We start from the raw sequence: 19,020 nt of genomic DNA, 5'->3' as shown, positions 1-19,020 counted from the left end.
AGTCCCGGGAGAATACTCATGTCGGGCACTACTCTTCTGATCAACCTGGCCGGCGCCATCGCGCTGTTGCTGTGGGGCTCGCAGATGATCTGCGGCTCACTCCTGCGGGGCTTCGGCAGCCCGCTGCGGCACTGGCTCGGGCAACACCTGAACAACCGCTGGCTGGCGCTGCTGTGCGGCGTCGGCATCACCGGCGTGGTGCAAAGCAGCACTGCGGTGAGCCTGATGGCCAGCTCCTTCACCGCCGCCGGCACCCTGGGCCTGGCCCCGGCGCTGGCGGTGATGCTGGGGGCCAATATCGGCTCGACCCTGGTGGTCCAGCTGCTCAGCCTCGACCTCTCGCTGGCGGCACCTGTGGCATTGCTGGCGGGCTTCCTGTGCTTTCGCCTGCGGGACGATTCGCGCTTTGAAAGCATCGGCTGCGCACTGATCGGCCTGGGCCTGATGCTGCTGGCCCTGGGCATGCTCGGCGCGACCCTGGGGGCGGTGGAAGGTACCCCAGTGTTCCAGCTGGTGATGACCAGCCTCGACGGCGACCTGCTGCTGGCCCTGCTGGTGGCGCTGCTGCTGACCTGGATGTGCCACTCCAGCGTTGCCGTGGTGCTGCTGATCGCCTCGCTGGCCGGCACTGGGCTGCTGTCGCCGGCCACCAGCATGGCCCTGGTGCTGGGGGTCAACCTCGGCAGCACCCTGCCCTCGCTACTCAGCGCCAGCGGCAACGTGGCCCGGCGCCTGCCCCTGGGCAACCTGCTGGTGCGCCTGTCGGGAGCGGCGCTGCTGATGCCCTGGATCGCCACCCTGGGCCAGTGGCACGTCATCGAGCAACTGCCTCCGGCACTGCTGGTGGTGGCCCTGCACACCGCCTTCAGTCTGGTGCTGGCGCTGCTGTTCATCGGTTTCACCGGGCCAATGGCCAAGCTGCTGACCCGGCTGTTGCCGGCCCCGGCCGCGGTGACCGACCCGGGCATGCCGCTGTACCTGGACGAAGCCGGCCTGGAAGTGGCCAATATCGGCCTCTCCAACGCCGCCCGCGAAGCCTTGCGCATGGCCGACATGCTCTCGGGCATGCTCGACCGGGTGCTGCAGCTGTTTCGCACCGCCAACCAGGCCAATGCCGATCAGGTGCGCCATATCGATCAGTCCCTGGACCTGCTCAGCGCGGCGATCCGCGCCTACCTGGCGGATATCGGCAAGGAAGGCATCAGCGACCAGGATGCCGACCGCTCCCAGGAAATCCTGCTGCTGGTGATCAACCTGGAACATGCCGGGGACATTCTCGCCACCAGCCTGGCGCACCTGGCCGCGCGGCGCTTGCGCCGTGGCGAGCCGTTTTCCGAGTTCGAGCTGAGCACCCTGTACCCGCTGCACCAGGAACTGCTGGACAGCCTGAGCCTGGCCATCACCGTGTTCCTGCGCGAAGACCTGCCCACCGCCCACCAACTGGTGGCGCGCAAGGAAAACGTGCGGCGCCTGGAAGCCGCCGCCAGCCGCGAGCACTTTCGCAAGTTGCGCGAAGACCGTGGCGCCTGGGCCGAATCCGGGGACATTTTCCAGCGCTTGCTGCGCGACTACCGGCGGGTTCACCACCACATCGCCGCCCTGGCCTACCCGGCCCTGGAGCGCGCCGGTGAACGGGACATCGAGCACGCTTACCTCAACGAACCGCTGCCCGGCGAGACCAGCATCAGCCCGGTAAAGGAGAACAGCCCATGCGCGTCCTGATCTGCGCCGGCCGCTACTACGCCGACGACCGCCGGTGCCGCCAGGTCCTCGACGCCTTTCAGCGCCTGCATGAAACCCGCGTGGTGATTCATGGCGGCAGCCAGTTCCTCGGCGCCCATATCGAGGACTGGGCCCGGGACATCGGCGCCGACATCGTCCGCTACCCGCCCAACTGGCAACGCCATGGCAAGCACGCCGAACGCCTGCGCAACGCCTTCATGCTGGCCGACAGCCGCCCCGACATCGTCCTCGCCCTGCCCGGTGGGGAAGACACCGAAGAACTGCTGGCCCAGGCCCGGGCCCGGCAGATCCAGGTTCTGTCGATGGCCGACCAGTAAGCCTCCCAAGCCGCCACCCTCTGCACCGGCCCGCACGCCAGATGCACCGGTGCCCCAACCCAGAACGAGATCCGCCATGTCCAAGCACACCCCACATCGCCCCTCGCGTTCCAGCGCCTTTGGCCACCCTCTGCCTGCCGCGAAAAGCCGCATGCTCAAGCGCAATCTGCTGTTCCTCGCCCTCACCGCCAGCGCGACCGCCACCCTGGCCCTGTGCTCCAAGGCCCAGGCCGCCGGCGGCGCCTACGTGGTGGACGACGGCGCCATCAACGCTCCCGGGGAATGCAATGTCGATGTCTGGTACCAGAGCACCCGCCACCAGGGCTCCAGCCACACCAGCGTGGTGGCCCCGGCCTGCACCTTCAGCCAACTGCCCTGGGTGCAACTGGGGGCCGCGGTGCAGCGCCAGCAGGCCGACGGCCAGGGCGAGACCCAGCTCAGCCCCCAGGTCAAGCTGGCCCTGCTGGACCGTGAGGACCTGGGCCTGCAACTGGCCCTGGCCGGCTCCGCCCACTGGGCCCTGAACCGCAGCCACAGCTTCGATGGTGGCGACCTCGCCCTGCCACTGACCTTCAGCCCTGTTGCCAGCCTGCGCCTGAACCTGAATGCCGGCTGGGCCCACGCCTATGACGACGGCGACCAGAGCCACCGCTGGGCCTGGGGCAGCGGGCTGGAGTACGACCTGGCCCAGAGCCTGACCCTGATTGCCGAGCGCTACGGCCAACGCGGCGGCGAACAGGGCTGGCAGGCCGGCCCGCGCCTGCACCTGGGCCAGCACCTGGACCTGGACCTGATCGTTGGCCAGCACCTGACCGAAGACCGCGATCGCTGGCTGACCACCGGCGCGACCTTGCGCTTCTAACCCCCGAAAGCGCCCCACCTCTGTAGGAGCTGGCTTGCCAGCGAAGGCGTCGGCAAGGGCGATGGAAGACTCAAGGGCCTCTTCGCCGGCAAGCCGGCTCCTACGCAAGGTACGCTCGGCGTTGCGTTGCACCGTAGGAGCTGGCTTGCCAGCGAAAGCGTCGGCAAGGGCGATGCAGGGCTCTGGGACCTCTTCGCCGGCAAGCCGGCTCCTACAGGGCCAGGAGTTGCGCGGTGCACTGGGCGATGCGGCGGCAGGCTTCGGCCAGCCGTTCGCGGTCCAGCACCAGGGCAATGCGGATGTGCCCGACCACGCTGGGGCCGAAGGCTTCGCCCGCCAGCACCGAAACCCCATAACCCTCCAGCAGTCGCTCGGCGAACGCCTGGGCGCCCAGCCCGGTGCGGCGTACGTCGACCATGACGAACATGCCGCCATCGGGCAGCACTGGCCGCAAGCCCGGGCACTGCCCGAGCAGTGTGCACACCAGGTCGCGGCGCTGGCGGTACTCCTCGCGCATCCGTGGCAGTTCCGGCAGTTCGCGGGTCAGCGCCACCACTGCCGCATTCTGGATGAAGTCCGGCAGGCCATAGAGCATGCACAGGGCCAGATTGCTCAGGTGCCCGGCCAGCACCGGCGGAGCGATCACCCAGCCCACCCGCCAGCCGCTCATGGCATGGGACTTGGACAGGCTGTTGATGGTGGCGGTGCGCCCGCCCATTCGCGGCAGACCGCCCGGGCTCAGGTGCTGGCCTTCGTACATCAGGTCGCCGTAGACCTCGTCGGAAACCAGCCACAGGTCATGCTCCATGCACAACCGCGCCAGGACCTGCCAGTCGTCAAGGGACAGGCTGGCCCCGGAGGGGTTGTTGGGGCTGTTGATGAGCATGGCCCGGGTCCGCGGGCTGATGCGCGCCGCCACTTCCTGCGGGTCCAGGCGAAAGCCCTGCTCGGCCCGTACCGGCACCGGCACCACGGTGGCGCCACAGGCACCGAACACCCCTTCGTAGGTGACATACATGGGCTCGGCCACCAGCACCTCGTCCCCCGGGTCGAGCAGGCACTGGGCCACGGAGAACACCGCACACTGCGCCCCCGGCAGCACCACCACGTGCTCGGCATCGACGATCTGCCCGGTGCGCTGGTGGTGGCAACGGGCGATGCAACTGCGCAACGCCAGGTTGCCGCGCACGTCCGAATAGTGGGTGTCACCGGCCAGCAGGCTGTCGATGGCCGCCTGGACCACAGGCCGGGGGGTGTCGAAATCCGGATCGCCGATGGTCAGCAACAGCACATCGCGCCCCTGCTCGCGCAAGGCCAGAGCTCGGTAATGGATATCCCAGGCGGCGGAACCTTCTCCGGCAATCCGTTGGGTCAGGGCTGAATAGCGCATCGCTTTCTCCATGAAAGATGCTTCAGCCAGAACCCTAGGTGCTGGCGCGGCACTCGTCGAGCGAGCGCCAGCGCCGTTGGACGCTTAGATCACAAAACGCGCCACCAGAGCGTTCAGGTCCACCGCCAAGCGCGACAGCTCATGACTGGCGGCGCTGGTCTGGTTGGCCCCGGCCGCCGACTGGGTGGCCAGGTCGCGGATGTTCACCAGGTTGCGGTCCACCTCGCGGGACACCTGCGCCTGCTCTTCCGAGGCGCTGGCGATCACCAGGTTGCGCTCGTTGATCTGGTTGATGGATTCGGCAATCTGCTCCAGGGCCACACCCGCGGCGCGGGCCAGTTCCAGGGTGCTCTGGGTACGCTGGTTGCTCTGCTGCATCGACTCCACCGCGTCGCCCGTGCCGTTCTGGATGCCGGCCACCATCTTCTCGATTTCCTGGGTCGACTGGGCGGTGCGATGGGCCAGGGCCCGCACCTCGTCGGCCACCACCGCAAAGCCGCGCCCGGCCTCGCCGGCACGGGCCGCCTCGATGGCCGCGTTGAGGGCCAGCAGGTTGGTCTGCTCGGCGATGGCCCGGATCACGTCCAGCACCTTGCCGATATCCCGGCCCTGGGTCGCCAGGCCTTCGATCATCACCGAGGTGCTCTGCACGTCGTGGGTCATGGTCTGGATCGCGTCCACGGTTTCCACCACCCGGTCGCGACCTTCGCGAGCGGCCTGGGTCGACTGCCGGGAAGCCTCGGAAGTGGACACCGCGTTGCGCGCCACCTCCTCCACCGCGGCGGTCATTTCGTTGACCGCGGTGGCCGCCTGTTCGATCTCGTTGTTCTGCTGCTGCAAGCCGCGGGAAGCCTCTTCAGTGACCGCGCTGAGTTCTTCCGAGGCCGAGGCCAGCTGGGTCGCCGAGCCGGCGATCTGCTCGATGGTGCGGCGCAGGCTGGCCTGCATCTCGGCCAGGGCCTGCAACAGCCGCGCCGGCTCGTCCTTGCCATCGACCTCGATGGCCTGGCGCAGGTTGCCGCCGGCGATCACCTGCGCGGCATTCAGGGCCCTGTTCAGGGGGGTGACGATGCTGCGGGTGAGCAACAGCGCCAGAACAATGGTCAGCAGCGCGGCAAGCACAGCCACCGCCACAATCCCGGCGATGGCGCTGCTGTAGTGCTCGCCGGCAGCCTTGGAAGCGCTCCTGGCATCAGCAGCGTTGATCGCGATCAGTTGGTTCAACTGCTCGCCCATCTGGTCTGTGCCTTCCTTGATCCGCGAATTGATCAGGCTGCGCATTTCATCCAGCTTGTTCTGGCGCGACAGTTCGAGCATCTCGTTCTGCGCCTGCAGGTAGTTGTCCAGGGTCGTAGCGAAGGTCTTGTACAGCGCCGCCTCCTGCGGCCCCGCCGGCAAGGCCGCATAGCTGGCCTGGGCCTTTCTGGCGTTGTCCACCAGCACGCCGATGCGCGTCTGGGCTTCTGCCAGGCCTGCCGGCTCGCGGTTCACCAGCACACGGAAGGAAAGAATCCGCAGGCGCAGCACGTTCTCGGTGAGGTTGCCGAGAAAGCCGACACTGGGCAGCTGGTTGCTTTCCATGTCCACCGAGGCTTCGCGGATCACCGCCATGCGATTGACCGCAAACACCCCCAGCACCACGACCAGCAAGGCAATGAAGGCAAAACCGAGGAAAGCACGAGGGGCGATATTCAGGTTACGCAAGGACATAGGACGACTCTCGAGGGAGAACGGGCGACGGGCATCCATGCCGTTGAGCCGTCGGCGCATCAGGGGCTGTGCCGACGTCGGGCGCCGCGCTGTTGGAAGTCCGCGGGCCTGTCAGAGATATCGGCCGAACTTGAGCTTTCATATGGCTGATTGTTAAAAATATTTCTGAATGTGACCGGTGTATCACTGCTGATACAACACAACGAGAAGTGAATCGATAAAGCGCTACAGCATCGCCCCTCAGCCACCGTTTTCGACCCTCGCTCCGGCCACCCGCCTCCCTATGAAAAGTGCAATTCATTCGCCGGAAAAGCCATTTAGTCCATTCCCGCGGCTGCCCATCATGGCCCCAGTCAATAAAAACAACGCTGAGACTGGATATGAAACCTGAAGACTTTCGTGCCGCAACCGACCGCCCGCTGACCGGTGCCGAATACCTGGCCAGCCTGCGCGACGACCGTGAAATCTACATCTATGGCGACCGGGTCAAGGACGTCACCACCCACCCGGCCTTCCGCAACTCCGCGGCCTCCATGGCCCGCCTGTACGACGCCCTGCACGACCCGGCCACCAAGGAGCAACTGTGCTGGGACACCGACACCGGCAACGGCGGCTACACCCACAAGTTCTTCCGTTCGGCGAAAAGCCCCGATGAACTGCGCCAGCAGCGCGACGCCATCGCCGACTGGTCGCGCCTGACCTATGGCTGGATGGGCCGCAGCCCCGACTACAAGGCCGCCTTCGGCAGCGCCCTGGGGGCCAACCCGGAGTTCTACGGGCGCTTCGCAGACAACGCCCGCACCTGGTACAAGCGCATCCAGGAAGCCTGCCTCTACCTCAACCACGCCATCGTCAACCCACCCATCGACCGCGACAAACCGGTGGATCAGGTCAAGGACGTGTTCATCTCGGTGGACGAGGAAGTCGAGGGCGGGATCATCGTCAGCGGCGCCAAGGTGGTGGCCACCAACTCGGCCCTGACCCACTACAACTTCGTCGGCCAGGGCTCGGCCCAGTTGCTGGGGGACAACACCGATTTCGCCCTGATGTTCATCGCGCCGATGAACACCCGGGGCATGAAGCTGATCTGCCGCCCTTCCTATGAACTGCAGGCCGGCATGACCGGCTCGCCCTTCGACTACCCGCTCTCCAGCCGCTTCGACGAGAACGACGCGATCCTGATCATGGACAAGGTGTTCATCCCCTGGGAAAACGTGCTGATCTACCGCGATTTCGAGCGCTGCCGCCAGTGGTTCCCTCAAGGCGGTTTTGGCCGGCTGTTCCCGATGCAGGGCTGCACCCGGCTGGCGGTGAAGCTCGATTTCATCACCGGGCTGCTGGTCAAGGCCCTGCAATGCACCGGTTCCCTGGAGTTTCGCGGGGTCCAGGCGCAGGTTGGCGAAGTGGTGGCCTGGCGCAACCTGTTCTGGTCCCTGACCGACGCCATGCATGGCAACGCCAGTGAATGGATGAACGGCGTCTACCTGCCCAGTACCCAGGCGCTGCAGGCTTACCGGGTGCTGGCGCCCCAGGCCTACACCGACATCAAGAAGATCATCGAGCAGGTGGTGGCCAGCGGCCTGATCTACCTGCCCTCCGGCTCCCGCGACCTCAAGGACCCGGTCCTCAACCAGTACCTCGGTACCTACTGCCGGGGCTCCGGGGGCATGGGCCACGAGGAGCGGATCAAGATCCTCAAGCTGCTGTGGGACGCCATCGGCACCGAATTCGGCGGCCGCCACGAGTTGTACGAGATCAACTACGCCGGCAGCCAGGACGAGATCCGCATGCAGTGCCTGCGCCACGCCCAGGCCAGCGGCTCGATGAAAGCCATGACCGACCTGGTGGACAAGTGCCTGGGGGACTACGACCTCGACGGCTGGACCGTGCCGCACCTGAGCAACCCGGATGACATCAACATGCTGGACCGCATCCGCCAATAGCCCACGCCACATGCAGGAGCGGGCTTGTGCAGGCGCTGGCTTGCCAGCGAAAACGCCCGCCAGAGCGCCACAAGGCCCCAGGTCCCTTCGTCGGCAAGCCGGCTCCTGCAGCGCAATGCCCTGCGTCCACGAGGAATTCGTCATGTCTGTACTCGATCCCAAGCAACTCGCCTTTCGCAACGCCATGGCGCACATGACCGCAGCGGTCAACGTCATCACCAGCAACGGCCCCGCCGGCCGCTGCGGTATCACCGCCACGGCGGTCTGCTCGGTCACCGACAGCCCGCCGACCCTGATGGTCTGCGTCAACCGCAACAGCGCCCTGAACCCGGTGTTCAAGGGCAACGGGCGGTTGTGCGTCAACGTTCTCAGCGGCGAACACGAAGAAGTGGCCCGGCACTTTGCCGGCATGACCGGCGTGGCCATGGACCAGCGCTTCGGCCTGCACCCCTGGCGCGACGGCCTGCAGGCCCTGCCGGTGCTGGAGGGCGCCCTGGCCAGCCTGCAGGGGCGCATCACCGAGGTCCAGGAAATCGGCACGCACTCGGTAATGCTGGTGGAACTGGATGAAATCGGCGTGCTGGAGCACGGCGACTCACTGGTGTACTTCAGCCGTTGCTTCCATCGCCTGGCCCACCCTTGCCGGGCGGCCTGAACCCTTCCCTCCTGGCCGTCATTTCCCGCGCCTGGATGCCCGCCGGCATCCGGGCCAAGGGCCACCTCCTGCATCTGTAGGATGGCGCGGCTCTTCCAAGCCATCGATACTCGAACCAGGCCCTGCCCACGTCCCCTGACGTACCGGTCCCAAACCCCTTCCGTGACGAAAACAATAACAACGTCGCACAGAGGTACAGACCCATGAACCACCCCGAGCGTGCCCCGGCCAGCCTGTTGCAGGCCTTCAGCGAACTGACCCTTGAACTGCAGCAATTGGCGCAGAACAGGGACATCGAAAACCTGCACCAGCATGCACTGGCGCGCATCAGCAGGCTCCTGCCTTTCGACAGCGCCTGGTGGGGCCGTGCCGCACTGGTGGATGGCCTGCCGGATGAACACAGCTGCTACCTGTACCGCCTGCCACCGAGCTACCTGCCGGACTGGCAATCGATCCGCCACATCGATGTCACGGTGAGCCGGGTCCACGAGGTGCCGGGCCGGGCGGTGATCGTCGACATGGCCGATCCGGACAACGGCCCCGGCCTCAACTGGCTGGGCCGCCAGTACAACATCGGCGAACTGCTGTGCGTGGTGCACATCGACCCCCACACCCACCTGAACAATCACCTGGCGCTGTACCGCGCCCCGGGAGCGCCGCGCTTCAACCAGGGCGACTGCCACCTGCTGAACAACCTGATGCTGCACCTGGTGGCCGCAGTGTCGGCCAACCAGATCCGCACCCTGGTGGCCATGCGCGAGAAGCTCACCGGCCCGCGCAACCTGGCCCTGGCCGTGTGCGACCAGCGCGGCGTGCTGCAATGCGCCGAACGCGGCTTCGTCGACCTGCTGCTGCATGAATGGCCGCAGTGGAGCGGCCCGCAACTGCCCATGGCGCTGGACCCCGGCGGCTTCGAAGGCAAGTCCCTGCAGGTGGAATCCTCGGCGGTAGGCGACCTCTGCCTCCTGGCGGCCCGCAGCCGCAACCTGCTGCCCCGGCTCAGCCCACGGGAAAATGCCGTCGCCCAGTGCTTCGGCGAAGGCAAGACCTACAAGGAAGTGGCCCGGGACCTGGGCATGTCGCCCAACACCGTGCGCCATCACATTCGGGCCATCTACAGCAAGCTCGGGGTCAAGGACAAGGCCCGCATCGCCCAGTTGCTGCATGCCCCTCCCGGCTGATTCCGCCCCCTGACCACCCTTGACCAGTGCCGTCGAATGTGACGGCCACGGGCAGCCTTTGCCCTTTTTCCAGCCCCTGCCGTGTGCCGGCGAGCCGTTCGCCGAACAACAACTCCAACAAGAGACGCACCGCCCATGACCACGCCCGTGCCCCGCATCACCCTGGCCCTGACGGCTACCCTGGCCAGCCTTTCACTGAACGCCGCCGACCTCAATGCCCGGGACTTCTTCGCCGCCCCAGCGGGCACCAGCCTGGGCGTGCTGTACCTGCCCGCCACCCGCGCCGGTGATTTCCACGGCCCGGCCGACAGCACGGGCAAGGCCGAGCTGCGAGTCAATGCCATGGCCTACCGCCAAGTGTTCTTCAGCGACCTGTGCGGCACCCTCTGTACCCCGCAGTTCATCGTGCCCTTCGCCGATATCGACGCGCGCCTGCCCGGCGCCGAACGCCACACCGGCGAAAGCGGCTTTGGCGACCCCCAGGTGGGCGGCACGCTGTTCTTCATCAACCAGCCGCAAACCCGCACCTACAGCGGCCTGCTGACCCTGATCACGCTGCCCGTGGGCGAGTACCACGGGCGCAACCCCGACGTCTCCCCCGGGGCCAACCGCTGGGGCGCGACCTTTGTCTACAACTACACCCAGGGCCTGGGGGAAAAGTGGGTGCTGGAGGCCAACCTGGAAGCCCAGCTCTATGGCACCAACGACGACTACTTCGGCAGCGACCTCAAGCAGGACCCGCTCTACCGCCTGCAGGCCTTCGCCTCTTACGACTTCACCCCCGCCACCTATGGTGCCCTGCGCCTGATCCACGCCGATGGCGGCGAACTGCGGATCAACGACCGGCGCATCGACGACACCCACAAGCGCTACACCCAGGTCGGGTTCGAGCTCGGCCACTGGCTGGACAAGCAGAACCAGCTGATGTTCGGCCTGTCGCAGAACGTCGCCACCCAGAACGGCTTTGCCGGCACCGACGCCCTGCTGCGCCTGGTCCATGTGTTCTGACCCCCTTGCCTTAGGAGCTTGTCCATGAACACCCAGAACCCCGCCTTGAGCCAGAACCCGCCGATCACCCGCCAGCCCCTCGGGCTCCAGGCGGCCATCGTGCTGTTCGCTGCCATCACCCCCGCGGTGCTGCTGACGGCCCCGGCCATTGCCGCACAACTGGCCAGCCAGTGGCAACTGAGCCCCTCCCAGATCGGCGACCTGTTTTCCGCCGAGCTGGGGGCCATGAGCCTGGCCACCCTGCCCGCCATCTGGTGGCTGAAACACATCGACTGGCGCCGCGCGGCGCTGTGCAGCGCCCTGCTGTTCATTCTCGCCAACCTGCTGTCGATGCTCGCCAACGACTATTCGCTGCTGCTGATCGCACGCTCGTGCAGTGCCCTGGCCGGCGGCTCGCTGATGATCATCTGCCTGGCCAGCGCCGCCGCCAGCCCCAACCCCAGTCGCGCCTACGGCTTCTGGGTGATGGGCCAACTGGTGCTGGGGGCCATCGGCCTGAGCCTGCTGCCCATGCTCTTCGAGCGCTTCGGCCTGGGTGCCTGTTACCTGATCATGGCGCTGCTGATGCTGCTGTGCCTGCCCCTGGCTCGCAGCTTTCCAGCGGGCGCGGCGAAGGCGGCCAGCCATGAAGCCAAGGCCCCGCCGGTTTCCAGGGCCAAGGCCACCCTGGGGATTCTCGGCATCCTGACCTTCTACATCAGCCTCAGCGGGGTCTGGACCTTCATCGGCGCCATCGGTGGCCAGTCCGGCCTTTCGGCACAGACCAGCGGCGACGTGCTGGCCATCGCCACCCTGATGGGCATTGCCGGCGCCCTGTGCGCCACCCTGTTCGGCGATCGCCTGCCCCGTAGCGCCCTGCTCCTGCTGGGCTACGGCCTGATGGCCGGCTCGGTGCTGCTGCTTCTGGGCCAGCCGCAACTGGCGCGTTTTGCCCTGGCGGCGCTGGTGTTCAAGTTCACCTGGACCTTCATCCTGCCGCTGATCCTCGCGCGCATGGCCGAAATGGACCGCAGCGGCCGCCTGATGAACGCCTCCAACCTGGTGATCAGCGCCGGCCTGGCCATAGGCCCGACCATCGCCGGGCGGCTGATCGAAGGCAGCGGCGGCTTCCGCGGGCTGCTCCTGGCGGGCGCCGCAATCACCCTGCTGTCCATGGCCCTGGTACTCAGTTGCCGGCCTGCACGCTAACGCTCTCGGTGCCCTGGTGCCCTTGGCACCGAGGGCCTGGGCCAGCCGCTGTCGCGTTGTAAATTCCACCCTGAAAAATGGATATCACCATGACCTGTAAAAGCGCGTTTTTCTTCGACGAACTCAGCCTGTGGCACAGCGGCGGCCCCCACGTCCTGACCCTGCCGGTGGGGGGCTGGGTACAGCCGCCAGCCGCCGCCGGGCACGCCGAATCACCGGAAACCAAACGCCGTTTGAAAAGCCTGATGGATGTCTCCGGCCTGACCCGACAGTTGCACCTGCGCAGCGCCGCAGCGGCCACCGAAGACGACCTGCTGCGGGTCCACAGTGCTGCCTACCTGCAGCGTTTCAAGGCCTTGAGCGACGCCGGTGGCGGTCACCTCGGCGACGAGGCGCCGGTGGGCCCGGGCAGCTATGAAATCGCCCAGCTGTCCGCCGGGCTGGCCATAGCCGCCGTGGACGCCGTGCTCAGCGGCGAAGCCGATAACGCCTATTCCCTGTCCCGTCCACCGGGACACCACTGCACCCGCGACCAGGCCATGGGCTTCTGTTTCCTGGCCAACATCGCCATCGCCATCGAGGCCGCCAAGGCCCGTCATGGACTGGGCAAGGTAGCGGTCATCGACTGGGACGTGCACCACGGCAACGGCACCCAGTCGATCTTCGAGGAGCGGGCCGACGTGCTGACCCTGTCCCTGCACCAGGACGGTTGCTTCCCTCCGGGCTATGGCGGTGAACAGGACCGCGGGCGCGGCGCCGGCCTGGGCTGCAACATCAATATCCCGCTGCTGCCGGGCAGTGGCCACGACGCCTACCTGTACGCCATGCAGCGCATCGTGATACCGGCCCTGGAGCGCTTCGAGCCGGAACTGATCATTGTCGCCTGTGGCTATGACGCCAACGCCGTGGACCCCCTGGCGCGGATGCTGCTGCACAGTGACTCGTTCCGCGAGATGACCCAGTGCCTGAAGGATGCTGCCGAGCGCCTGTGCCGAGGGCGCCTGGTGCTGGTGCATGAAGGCGGCTACTCCGAGGCCTACGTACCGTTTTGCGGGCTGGCCACCCTGGAGGCGCTGTCGGGAATCCGCACCGCCGTCGCCGACCCGATGCTGGAGTTCGTACGCCTGCAACAGCCCAAGGAGCCATTCGTGACCTTTCAACGCCAGTTGCTCGACCTTCAAGCCCAAGCCATGGAGGCTGCCGGGCGCTGACCCCCGCTCTGGTGCCGGAACGGGCAAGCCCCGCCACCCGAGCGGTGGCATCCACCAACGGCGTTCCCCGGAGCCCGGGCTCCAGCCAGCGGAACACCGCTCTGCCCAACCGGCCATCCTTCCCCCGCTCCCCTGGGCTACTTGCTGCACCAGTGTGGCCCGGGTGGATCAGTTGCCTTGCTCCAGGCCCCGGAGGTTGTCGCCACAGGCGTGACCGACGCTTTCGGCTGTCGGGCTTGCCAGGGTTGCGGCTACCCCAAGGGCGCGTGCCTCACTGGGGGTTTGCTGGAAGCGGCTCTTGAAGGCGCGGGCAAAATGCGCCTGGCTGGCAAAGCCGTGCCGGTAGGCGATCTCGCTGATATCCAGGCCCGCTCCCTGGCTGCTGCACAGCAGTTGACGGGCCTGTTGCAGGCGTTTTTCCAGGATGAAGCGGCTGGGTAGCGTTTCTTCCAGAGCGAACAGCCGGGCCAGGTGCCGGGTGGAAATGCCGGTCTGGGCCGCCACCCGCTCGCAGCTCAGGGTCGGGTCGGCCAGCTGTTCATGGATGCATTGCTTGGCCGCCAGCAGGTAGGAGGCGCTCAGGGCGTTGATTGGCCGTTCCCCCACATGCCCGGCAATGATGCTGGCCAGAAGCTCGAAGGCCTGCTCCTGATAAGCCTCGGCCTCGGCGCACAGGGGCTGCTGGAAAAAGCCCCGGGTACGTTCGCCCAGGGTGCGCAGCAACAGGCGCTGGACCCCGCTTTCGACGCTGATCCGCAAAGGCCGGTCGAAGCGTTTCAGGCAGCGCTCGGCGAACTGCTGCTGGGGAATGTCGAAGATGAACTGGCGCATGGCCCCGGAAAAGCCGAACAGATAGGGCTTATCGGTGCGGTAGACCACCAGCTCCCCCGGCTCCAGCACCTGGCAGGCGCCATCCTGGTAGAAGAACGAACCGCTGCCGGTGACCAGGGACACGAAGATCGACTCCTTGGGCACGCCGCGGATCATCGAGGTGTCGCGCTCCACCACGTGTTCGTTGCCGACGATGCGGGCCAGGCGCATGGCGCTCAATTGCAGGTTGTCCTGGCTGGCGGCGAAACCGCCCTCGGCGTAGGAGTTGCACTTGAGCCCCACCAGGGTGCTGGCGTTGTAGTCCTCCCAGAAGGCCAGGCGTTGGTCCAGGTCGACGGCCTGGGTGCTGGCATGCCGGGTTTCGAGCAAGGCGCATGGAGACATTGTTGTTCTTCTCATGGCGGCGGGATGTTCCCCGGACGGCAAGGCAGTGTCCGGACACCTGGGGCCGCAGGCACTGCGGGCTGCGGCCATTCATTAACATCTGAACTATATAGCCTGTCAACTTGAAACGCAGTGGGGCCCGGTCGCTTTGAGTGCGTCATCAGCTCTCTATCGGCCGTAGGAAAAAAGCCGTCCGAAACAGACAAACAACCAGTCCGATCCGTGCAAACCCTTGCCCCGCTCCCGACCTAAAGTCTGCGCCGTACCCCCATGGCCGCCCTGCCCGGCTGCCCAGGCTCCTCCCATAACAACAACCGAGGCCCACCATGCCCGAAGCCGCCCACCGTGAATTCTGGAAAGACCTGCAACCGATCGCCAACTGCTTCAAGCCCGACGCCAAGCCGGAGGTCTACCTGCCCGATGCCGCCAGCGACGACCTGCGCCTGTACGTGCCCTTCACCGAGACCGTGTCCTCACGGCCACTGTGGATCTCCCCCAGCGAAAACCGCTGGTGCGACATTCTCCTGGCCCGCAGCGCCGGGCTGGTGAACCGCCACTACCACCCCCACGAAGTCTTCGCCTACACCCTGTCCGGCAAATGGGGCTACCTGGAGCACGAGTGGACCGCCACCGCCGGGGACTTCGTCTACGAGACCCCGGGCGAAGGCCACACCCTGGTGGCCTATGAGCATGAGCAGCCGATGCGGGTGTTCTTCATCGTCAAGGGCCCGCTGATCTGGCTCGACGAACAGGGCGAGCCCGACGGCTACTTCGACGTGCACTCCTACATCGCCATGTGCCGCGCCCACTACGAAAAGATCGGCCTGGGCGCCGCCCATATCGACACCCTGTTCCGCTGACCGGCGCTGCCCACGCCTCCTTCGGAGAACCACCATGGCTTATAAAAACAACAAGGCCGGTTACGAGAACACCTTGCTGGGGGTGCTGTTCCTGACCTTCGGTTTCGTCTTTTTCGATCGTCTGGCGCTGTCCTTCCTGTTCCCCTTCATGGCTGACGAGTTGCAACTGAGCAACAGCCACCTGGGCATGCTGTCGTCGATCCTGGCCCTGGCCTGGGCGGTGTCCGGGGCCCTGGTGGGTGCCTGGTCGGACCGCCGGGGCGTGCGCAAGCCGTTGCTGATCGTCGCGGTGATCCTGTTTTCCCTGTGCTCGGCGCTGTCCGGGCTGGTCACCGGCTTTCTCAGCCTTTTGCTGTTCCGCGCCATCATGGGGCTGGCCGAGGGGCCGATCCTGCCGCTCTCCCAATCGCTGATGGTGGAAGCCTCCTCGCCCCATCGCCGGGGCCTGAACATGGGCCTGCTGCAAGGGTCGGCGGCGGGCCTGTTGGGCGCGGTGATCGGCCCGCCGGTGCTGATCGCCCTGGCCGAAGCCTACGGCTGGCGCCACGCCTTCATCATTTCGCTGATTCCCGGGCTACTGATCGCCCTGCTGATCTGGCGCTACGTGCAGCCCGACCCACCGCGACACGAACCGCGAGCGCACACCCCGTCCAGCCCGGGTGGCAGCCATCGCCTGGCCCTGCTCAAGAGCCGCAACATCGTGCTCTGCACCCTCATCAGCTGCGTGTTCCTGACCTGGTTCATCATCCTGATTTCCTTCACCCCGACCTTCCTGGTCAAGGTTCGTGACTACAGCCCGGCCAGCATGGGCACGGTGATGAGCTGCCTGGGAGGCGCCTGGGTGCTCTGGGGCTTCGGCGTGCCGGCAATCTCCGATCGCCTCGGCCGGCGCCCGACCCTGGTGCTGTTCTCGCTGATTGCCGCTTGCTGTCCCATCGCCCTGCTCTACGCCTCGTCGCCCTGGATGCTCGGGGTGCTGATGCTGCTGACCTACACCGGCCTGGGCTGCTTCACCCTGTTCATGGCCACCATCCCCGCGGAAACCGTGCCCCGCGAAGTCATGGCCACGGCCCTGGGCATGATCATGGGCATCGGCGAGCTGGTGGGCGGCTTCATCGCTCCGACCATTGCCGGCTTCGCCGCCGACCGCTTCGGCCTGTCGATCGTCATGTGGATGTCCTGCGGCGGCGCATTGCTGGCCGCCGTGCTGGCCCTGTTCCTCAAGGAAACCGCCCCCGCGGTACTGGCCCGCCAACAACGCCGGCACCCCGGCCCCCACCCTGCACCCAGCCCGAGCCTGGGAGGAAACCCATGATCAAAGCACTGCAATGGCATGCCGCCCGCGACCTGCGCCTGACTCAGCTGGAACCGCGCCAGCCCGGCCCCGGCGAGGTGCTGCTGCAAGTCGCCTACTGCGGCATCTGCGGCAGCGACCTGCATGAGTACGCCGACGGCCCTCACTCCATACCTCAGCAGGTGGCTCACCCGCTGTCCGGTTGCCGGGCGCCGCTGACCCTGGGCCACGAGTTCTGCGGCCAGGTAGTAGCCCTGGGCCCGGGCGTGGATGCGCGGCTATTGGGCCAGCGGGTGGCGGTGGAACCCGAATACCGCTGCGGCGAGTGCTCGTACTGCCAGATGGGCCAGTACAACCTCTGTGAATCCATGGGCTTTATCGGCCTGATGGGCGACGGCGGCTTTGCCGAACAGGCGGTGGTACCGGCCTACATGCTGCACCTGCTGCCGGACAGCGTCAGCTTCAAGCAGGCGGCCGTGCTGGAGCCGGCAGCGGTGGCCTACCACGCCTTGAACCAGAGCAGCCTGATGGCCGGCGACAGTTGCGCGGTGTTCGGCCTGGGGCCCATCGGCCTGCTGCTGGTGCTACTGGCACGGTTGCGAGGGGTGGAACGGATCTACGCCGTGGACCTGGACCCCGAGCGCCGGCGCCTGGCCCTGGAGTTCGGCGCCTCTGAGGCCCTGGACGGCGCCGACCCGCAACTGCAGGCACGCCTGCGGCAACTGAGCGCCGGTGGTATCGACAGCGCCTTTGAGGCCGCCGGCAGCCAGCAGACCCTGAGCCATGCCCTGCACTGCCTGCGCAAGGGCGGCGAAGCGGTGCTGGTGGGCTTGATGGGCGACGTGCAGTTCGATGCCTTCCACCTGGTGAACAACGAGTTGCGCCTGCTCGGCAGCGTCGGCTACCGCCACGTCTACCCCGAACTGATCCAGCTGCTGGCCAGCGGGCGCCTGGACCTGAGCCGGGCGGTCACCCGCTGCCTGGCCCTGGACCAGGCGGTGGAGCAAGGCTTCCAGGCGCTGTTGCAAGACAAGAGCCAGATCAAGGTGCTGGTCAACCCGACCCCGGCCCTGGCCGATGCCTGAACAAACGATGTGCAACCGACACTCAAGACAAAAACAACAAGAATCGAGTACCCGACATGAATGCAACCTATGCGCTGTGCCCGCTGCTGGCCGCCTTGCTGCTACCCCTTGATTGCCTTGCCCAGACGCCGCCCACGCTGCGTACCGGCCCGCTGTCCGACCTGGGGGACTACCTGGCCGACCGTGGCATCACGCCCCATGTGCAGTTCCTCAGCCTGGCCATGAAGAACCTGGACACGGGCCCCCGGCCCCACAGTTTCGGCAACAGCGGCGACCTGTTCGTCGGTGCCGATATCGATCTGGGGACCTTCGCCGGCCTCGACGGCGCAGCCCTGCACTTCGAGCAGACGCTGTTCATCCTCGACCACGAGACCGGCGTGCCCACCTCGCGCAACTGGCAGGGCGCCGCCGGCAGCTACTTCGGCGGCGCGCCGATCCACAACGACCTCACCAGCAACCAGTTGAGCCTGCTGACCTACCAGCAGACCTGGCTCGACGGCCGGGTCGACCTGAGCCTGGGGCGGACCAACGCCCGGCGCTACTTCTATATCTACAACTGCGAAAGCACGGTGACCTGCAACGACCCGATCATCGACTCTTCCACCGGCATCCTGCCGCCGCCCTACGGCAGTTGGGGCGGCTACCTGAAATACCAGCTGACGCCCCAGTGGTACGTGCATGGCGGCGCCTTCGAGTCCAACCCGGTGGACTACCTGAAGGAGCGCAAGGGCCTGGATTTCAGTACCGATGACGCCAGCGGCACCAGCCTGCTGCTGGGCATCGGCAGCCAGAACCGCGATGCCTACAGCTCCCACTACGAGCTCAACGGCTACTACAACACCTCCAAGCAGGTGGACCCGCTGACCGGGGCCATGGACTTCGGCACCGGCGGTGCCTTCTTCAAGTTCCAGCAGGCACTGTGGCGTGCCGACGCCGGTACCGGCAGTGCGCCCCAGGCCCTGCTGCTGTTCGGTTCGCTGTCGGCGGCGGCCGATGACAAGCAGCCCTTCAGCCAGTTCGCCGAGGCCGGGCTGACCTACCTCGCGCCCTTCGACCGGCCCCAGGACAAGCTCAACCTCAAGGCCAGCTACCTGCGCCTCAACGACCACCAGCTGCGCTTCCAGCAGCAGGCCCGCATCGCCAACGGCGGCGACCCGCGCCTGGGCGAACGCAATGTCTACGCACTGGAAGCCAACGCCCATATCGCCCTGACCCGGCAACTGGCCCTGGAGCCCAGCATCCAGTACCTGGTCAACCCGGACAACTTCTACAACCCCGAAGCCCGCGAGCTGAGCGGCAACGGCTTTGTCGTCGGCCTGCAAGTGACCCTCGACGTCGGCTCGCTGCTGGGGCTCTGA

16 protein-coding genes and 1 pseudogene are annotated in these 19,020 nt (G+C 66.6%); 13 read left to right on the top strand and 4 right to left on the bottom strand.

The genetic code is table 11. The annotated features are described in order from the left end of the window. The first annotated feature begins 18 nt into the window (after window positions 1-18). The 3 genes from ACUXVH_RS15220 to ACUXVH_RS15210 all read left to right on the top strand — a co-directional run bounded on the left by ACUXVH_RS15220 (window position 19) and on the right by ACUXVH_RS15210 (window position 2,922). Window positions 19-1,722 carry a Na/Pi cotransporter family protein gene (locus ACUXVH_RS15220; RefSeq protein ID WP_011061633.1) on the top strand — a complete coding sequence of 568 codons (1,704 nt, stop codon included), beginning with the start codon at window positions 19-21 and terminating at the stop codon, window positions 1,720-1,722. Beyond that, the gene (locus ACUXVH_RS15215) at window positions 1,710-2,060 is read left to right on the top strand and encodes a DUF2493 domain-containing protein (RefSeq protein ID WP_041752297.1); all 351 of its coding nucleotides are present in this window, start codon (window positions 1,710-1,712) and stop codon (window positions 2,058-2,060) included. Before ACUXVH_RS15220 ends, ACUXVH_RS15215 begins: the two co-directional genes overlap by 13 nt. Before the next feature lie 76 nt (window positions 2,061-2,136). Continuing rightward, window positions 2,137-2,922 carry a hypothetical protein gene (locus ACUXVH_RS15210; RefSeq protein WP_065364195.1) on the top strand — a complete coding sequence of 262 codons (786 nt, stop codon included), beginning with the start codon at window positions 2,137-2,139 and terminating at the stop codon, window positions 2,920-2,922. A 211-nt stretch (window positions 2,923-3,133) separates the two neighbouring features. Here the strand turns inward: ACUXVH_RS15210 and ACUXVH_RS15205 are convergent, their stop codons facing one another. The 3 genes and pseudogenes from ACUXVH_RS15205 to ACUXVH_RS15195 form a co-directional block, all read right to left on the bottom strand. Continuing rightward, complete coding sequence (locus ACUXVH_RS15205; protein ID WP_053158905.1) at window positions 3,134-4,312, bottom strand: pyridoxal phosphate-dependent aminotransferase; 1,179 nt, start codon at window positions 4,310-4,312, stop codon at window positions 3,134-3,136. A gap of 84 nt (window positions 4,313-4,396) precedes the next feature. After that, window positions 4,397-5,260 (bottom strand): methyl-accepting chemotaxis protein, encoded by an 864-nt coding sequence (locus ACUXVH_RS15200; protein ID WP_370059506.1) that lies wholly within the window; start codon window positions 5,258-5,260, stop codon window positions 4,397-4,399. Then, window positions 5,255-6,022: pseudogene (locus ACUXVH_RS15195) on the bottom strand (MCP four helix bundle domain-containing protein); the annotation flags it as partial. The gene ACUXVH_RS15200 and the pseudogene ACUXVH_RS15195, both read right to left, overlap by 6 nt. Before the next feature lie 380 nt (window positions 6,023-6,402). Between ACUXVH_RS15195 and hpaB the strand changes: the two are divergent. The 6 genes from hpaB to ACUXVH_RS15165 all read left to right on the top strand — a co-directional run bounded on the left by hpaB (window position 6,403) and on the right by ACUXVH_RS15165 (window position 13,208). Beyond that, the gene (hpaB, locus tag ACUXVH_RS15190; RefSeq protein WP_015635861.1) at window positions 6,403-7,965 is read left to right on the top strand and encodes a 4-hydroxyphenylacetate 3-monooxygenase, oxygenase component; all 1,563 of its coding nucleotides are present in this window, start codon (window positions 6,403-6,405) and stop codon (window positions 7,963-7,965) included. Between the two features lie 142 nt (window positions 7,966-8,107). Then, window positions 8,108-8,620: a 4-hydroxyphenylacetate 3-monooxygenase, reductase component gene (hpaC, locus tag ACUXVH_RS15185; protein ID WP_011061639.1), complete on the top strand. Its 513-nt coding sequence runs from the start codon at window positions 8,108-8,110 to the stop codon at window positions 8,618-8,620. Between the two features lie 203 nt (window positions 8,621-8,823). Next, entirely contained in the window at window positions 8,824-9,801 is a 978-nt protein-coding gene (locus ACUXVH_RS15180) for a helix-turn-helix transcriptional regulator (protein WP_011061640.1), read from the top strand. A 135-nt stretch (window positions 9,802-9,936) separates the two neighbouring features. After that, window positions 9,937-10,809, top strand: coding sequence for a transporter (locus ACUXVH_RS15175; RefSeq protein WP_015635863.1), 873 nt, complete (start codon window positions 9,937-9,939; stop codon window positions 10,807-10,809). Between the two features lie 24 nt (window positions 10,810-10,833). Further along, window positions 10,834-11,997 carry an MFS transporter gene (locus tag ACUXVH_RS15170; RefSeq protein ID WP_011061642.1) on the top strand — a complete coding sequence of 388 codons (1,164 nt, stop codon included), beginning with the start codon at window positions 10,834-10,836 and terminating at the stop codon, window positions 11,995-11,997. An 89-nt stretch (window positions 11,998-12,086) separates the two neighbouring features. Next, window positions 12,087-13,208, top strand: a complete 1,122-nt coding sequence (locus ACUXVH_RS15165; protein ID WP_176707097.1) for a class II histone deacetylase — start codon at window positions 12,087-12,089, stop codon at window positions 13,206-13,208. 168 nt (window positions 13,209-13,376) lie between these two features. Here the strand turns inward: ACUXVH_RS15165 and ACUXVH_RS15160 are convergent, their stop codons facing one another. Then, the gene (locus ACUXVH_RS15160; protein WP_065364198.1) at window positions 13,377-14,423 is read right to left on the bottom strand and encodes a helix-turn-helix domain-containing protein; all 1,047 of its coding nucleotides are present in this window, start codon (window positions 14,421-14,423) and stop codon (window positions 13,377-13,379) included. A gap of 326 nt (window positions 14,424-14,749) precedes the next feature. On the opposite strand from ACUXVH_RS15160, the gene ACUXVH_RS15155 reads away from it, so the two are divergent. From ACUXVH_RS15155 to ACUXVH_RS15140, 4 genes are read left to right on the top strand one after another with little or no spacing between them, the layout of a single operon-like run. Further along, entirely contained in the window at window positions 14,750-15,283 is a 534-nt protein-coding gene (locus tag ACUXVH_RS15155; RefSeq protein ID WP_019095476.1) for a 2,4'-dihydroxyacetophenone dioxygenase family protein, read from the top strand. 34 nt (window positions 15,284-15,317) lie between these two features. Then, window positions 15,318-16,598 (top strand): MFS transporter, encoded by a 1,281-nt coding sequence (locus ACUXVH_RS15150; RefSeq protein ID WP_065364199.1) that lies wholly within the window; start codon window positions 15,318-15,320, stop codon window positions 16,596-16,598. Beyond that, window positions 16,598-17,662 carry a 2,3-butanediol dehydrogenase gene (locus tag ACUXVH_RS15145; RefSeq protein WP_100255258.1) on the top strand — a complete coding sequence of 355 codons (1,065 nt, stop codon included), beginning with the start codon at window positions 16,598-16,600 and terminating at the stop codon, window positions 17,660-17,662. The genes ACUXVH_RS15150 and ACUXVH_RS15145 overlap by 1 nt, the downstream gene beginning before the upstream one ends. Before the next feature lie 56 nt (window positions 17,663-17,718). Beyond that, window positions 17,719-19,020, top strand: coding sequence for a carbohydrate porin (locus tag ACUXVH_RS15140; RefSeq protein WP_065364201.1), 1,302 nt, complete (start codon window positions 17,719-17,721; stop codon window positions 19,018-19,020).

Source organism: Pseudomonas sp. 8(2025) (assembly GCF_052665325.1).
The sequence above is the reverse complement of the archived record's forward strand: the minus strand, read 5'-3'. Positions and strand labels throughout refer to the sequence as shown.

Bases quoted from the DNA above. Each gene is read 5' to 3' on its own strand.
- ACUXVH_RS15220 (WP_011061633.1), top strand. From the start codon at position 19: ATGTCGGGCACTACTCTTCTGATCAACCTGGCCGGCGCCATCGCGCTG.
- ACUXVH_RS15215 (WP_041752297.1), top strand. From the start codon at position 1,710: ATGCGCGTCCTGATCTGCGCCGGCCGCTACTACGCCGACGACCGCCGG.
- ACUXVH_RS15210 (WP_065364195.1), top strand. From the start codon at position 2,137: ATGTCCAAGCACACCCCACATCGCCCCTCGCGTTCCAGCGCCTTTGGC.
- ACUXVH_RS15205 (WP_053158905.1), bottom strand. From the start codon at position 4,312: ATGCGCTATTCAGCCCTGACCCAACGGATTGCCGGAGAAGGTTCCGCC.
- ACUXVH_RS15200 (WP_370059506.1), bottom strand. From the start codon at position 5,260: ATGCAGGCCAGCCTGCGCCGCACCATCGAGCAGATCGCCGGCTCGGCG.
- hpaB (WP_015635861.1), top strand. From the start codon at position 6,403: ATGAAACCTGAAGACTTTCGTGCCGCAACCGACCGCCCGCTGACCGGT.
- hpaC (WP_011061639.1), top strand. From the start codon at position 8,108: ATGTCTGTACTCGATCCCAAGCAACTCGCCTTTCGCAACGCCATGGCG.
- ACUXVH_RS15180 (WP_011061640.1), top strand. From the start codon at position 8,824: ATGAACCACCCCGAGCGTGCCCCGGCCAGCCTGTTGCAGGCCTTCAGC.
- ACUXVH_RS15175 (WP_015635863.1), top strand. From the start codon at position 9,937: ATGACCACGCCCGTGCCCCGCATCACCCTGGCCCTGACGGCTACCCTG.
- ACUXVH_RS15170 (WP_011061642.1), top strand. From the start codon at position 10,834: ATGAACACCCAGAACCCCGCCTTGAGCCAGAACCCGCCGATCACCCGC.
- ACUXVH_RS15165 (WP_176707097.1), top strand. From the start codon at position 12,087: ATGACCTGTAAAAGCGCGTTTTTCTTCGACGAACTCAGCCTGTGGCAC.
- ACUXVH_RS15160 (WP_065364198.1), bottom strand. From the start codon at position 14,423: ATGTCTCCATGCGCCTTGCTCGAAACCCGGCATGCCAGCACCCAGGCC.
- ACUXVH_RS15155 (WP_019095476.1), top strand. From the start codon at position 14,750: ATGCCCGAAGCCGCCCACCGTGAATTCTGGAAAGACCTGCAACCGATC.
- ACUXVH_RS15150 (WP_065364199.1), top strand. From the start codon at position 15,318: ATGGCTTATAAAAACAACAAGGCCGGTTACGAGAACACCTTGCTGGGG.
- ACUXVH_RS15140 (WP_065364201.1), top strand. From the start codon at position 17,719: ATGAATGCAACCTATGCGCTGTGCCCGCTGCTGGCCGCCTTGCTGCTA.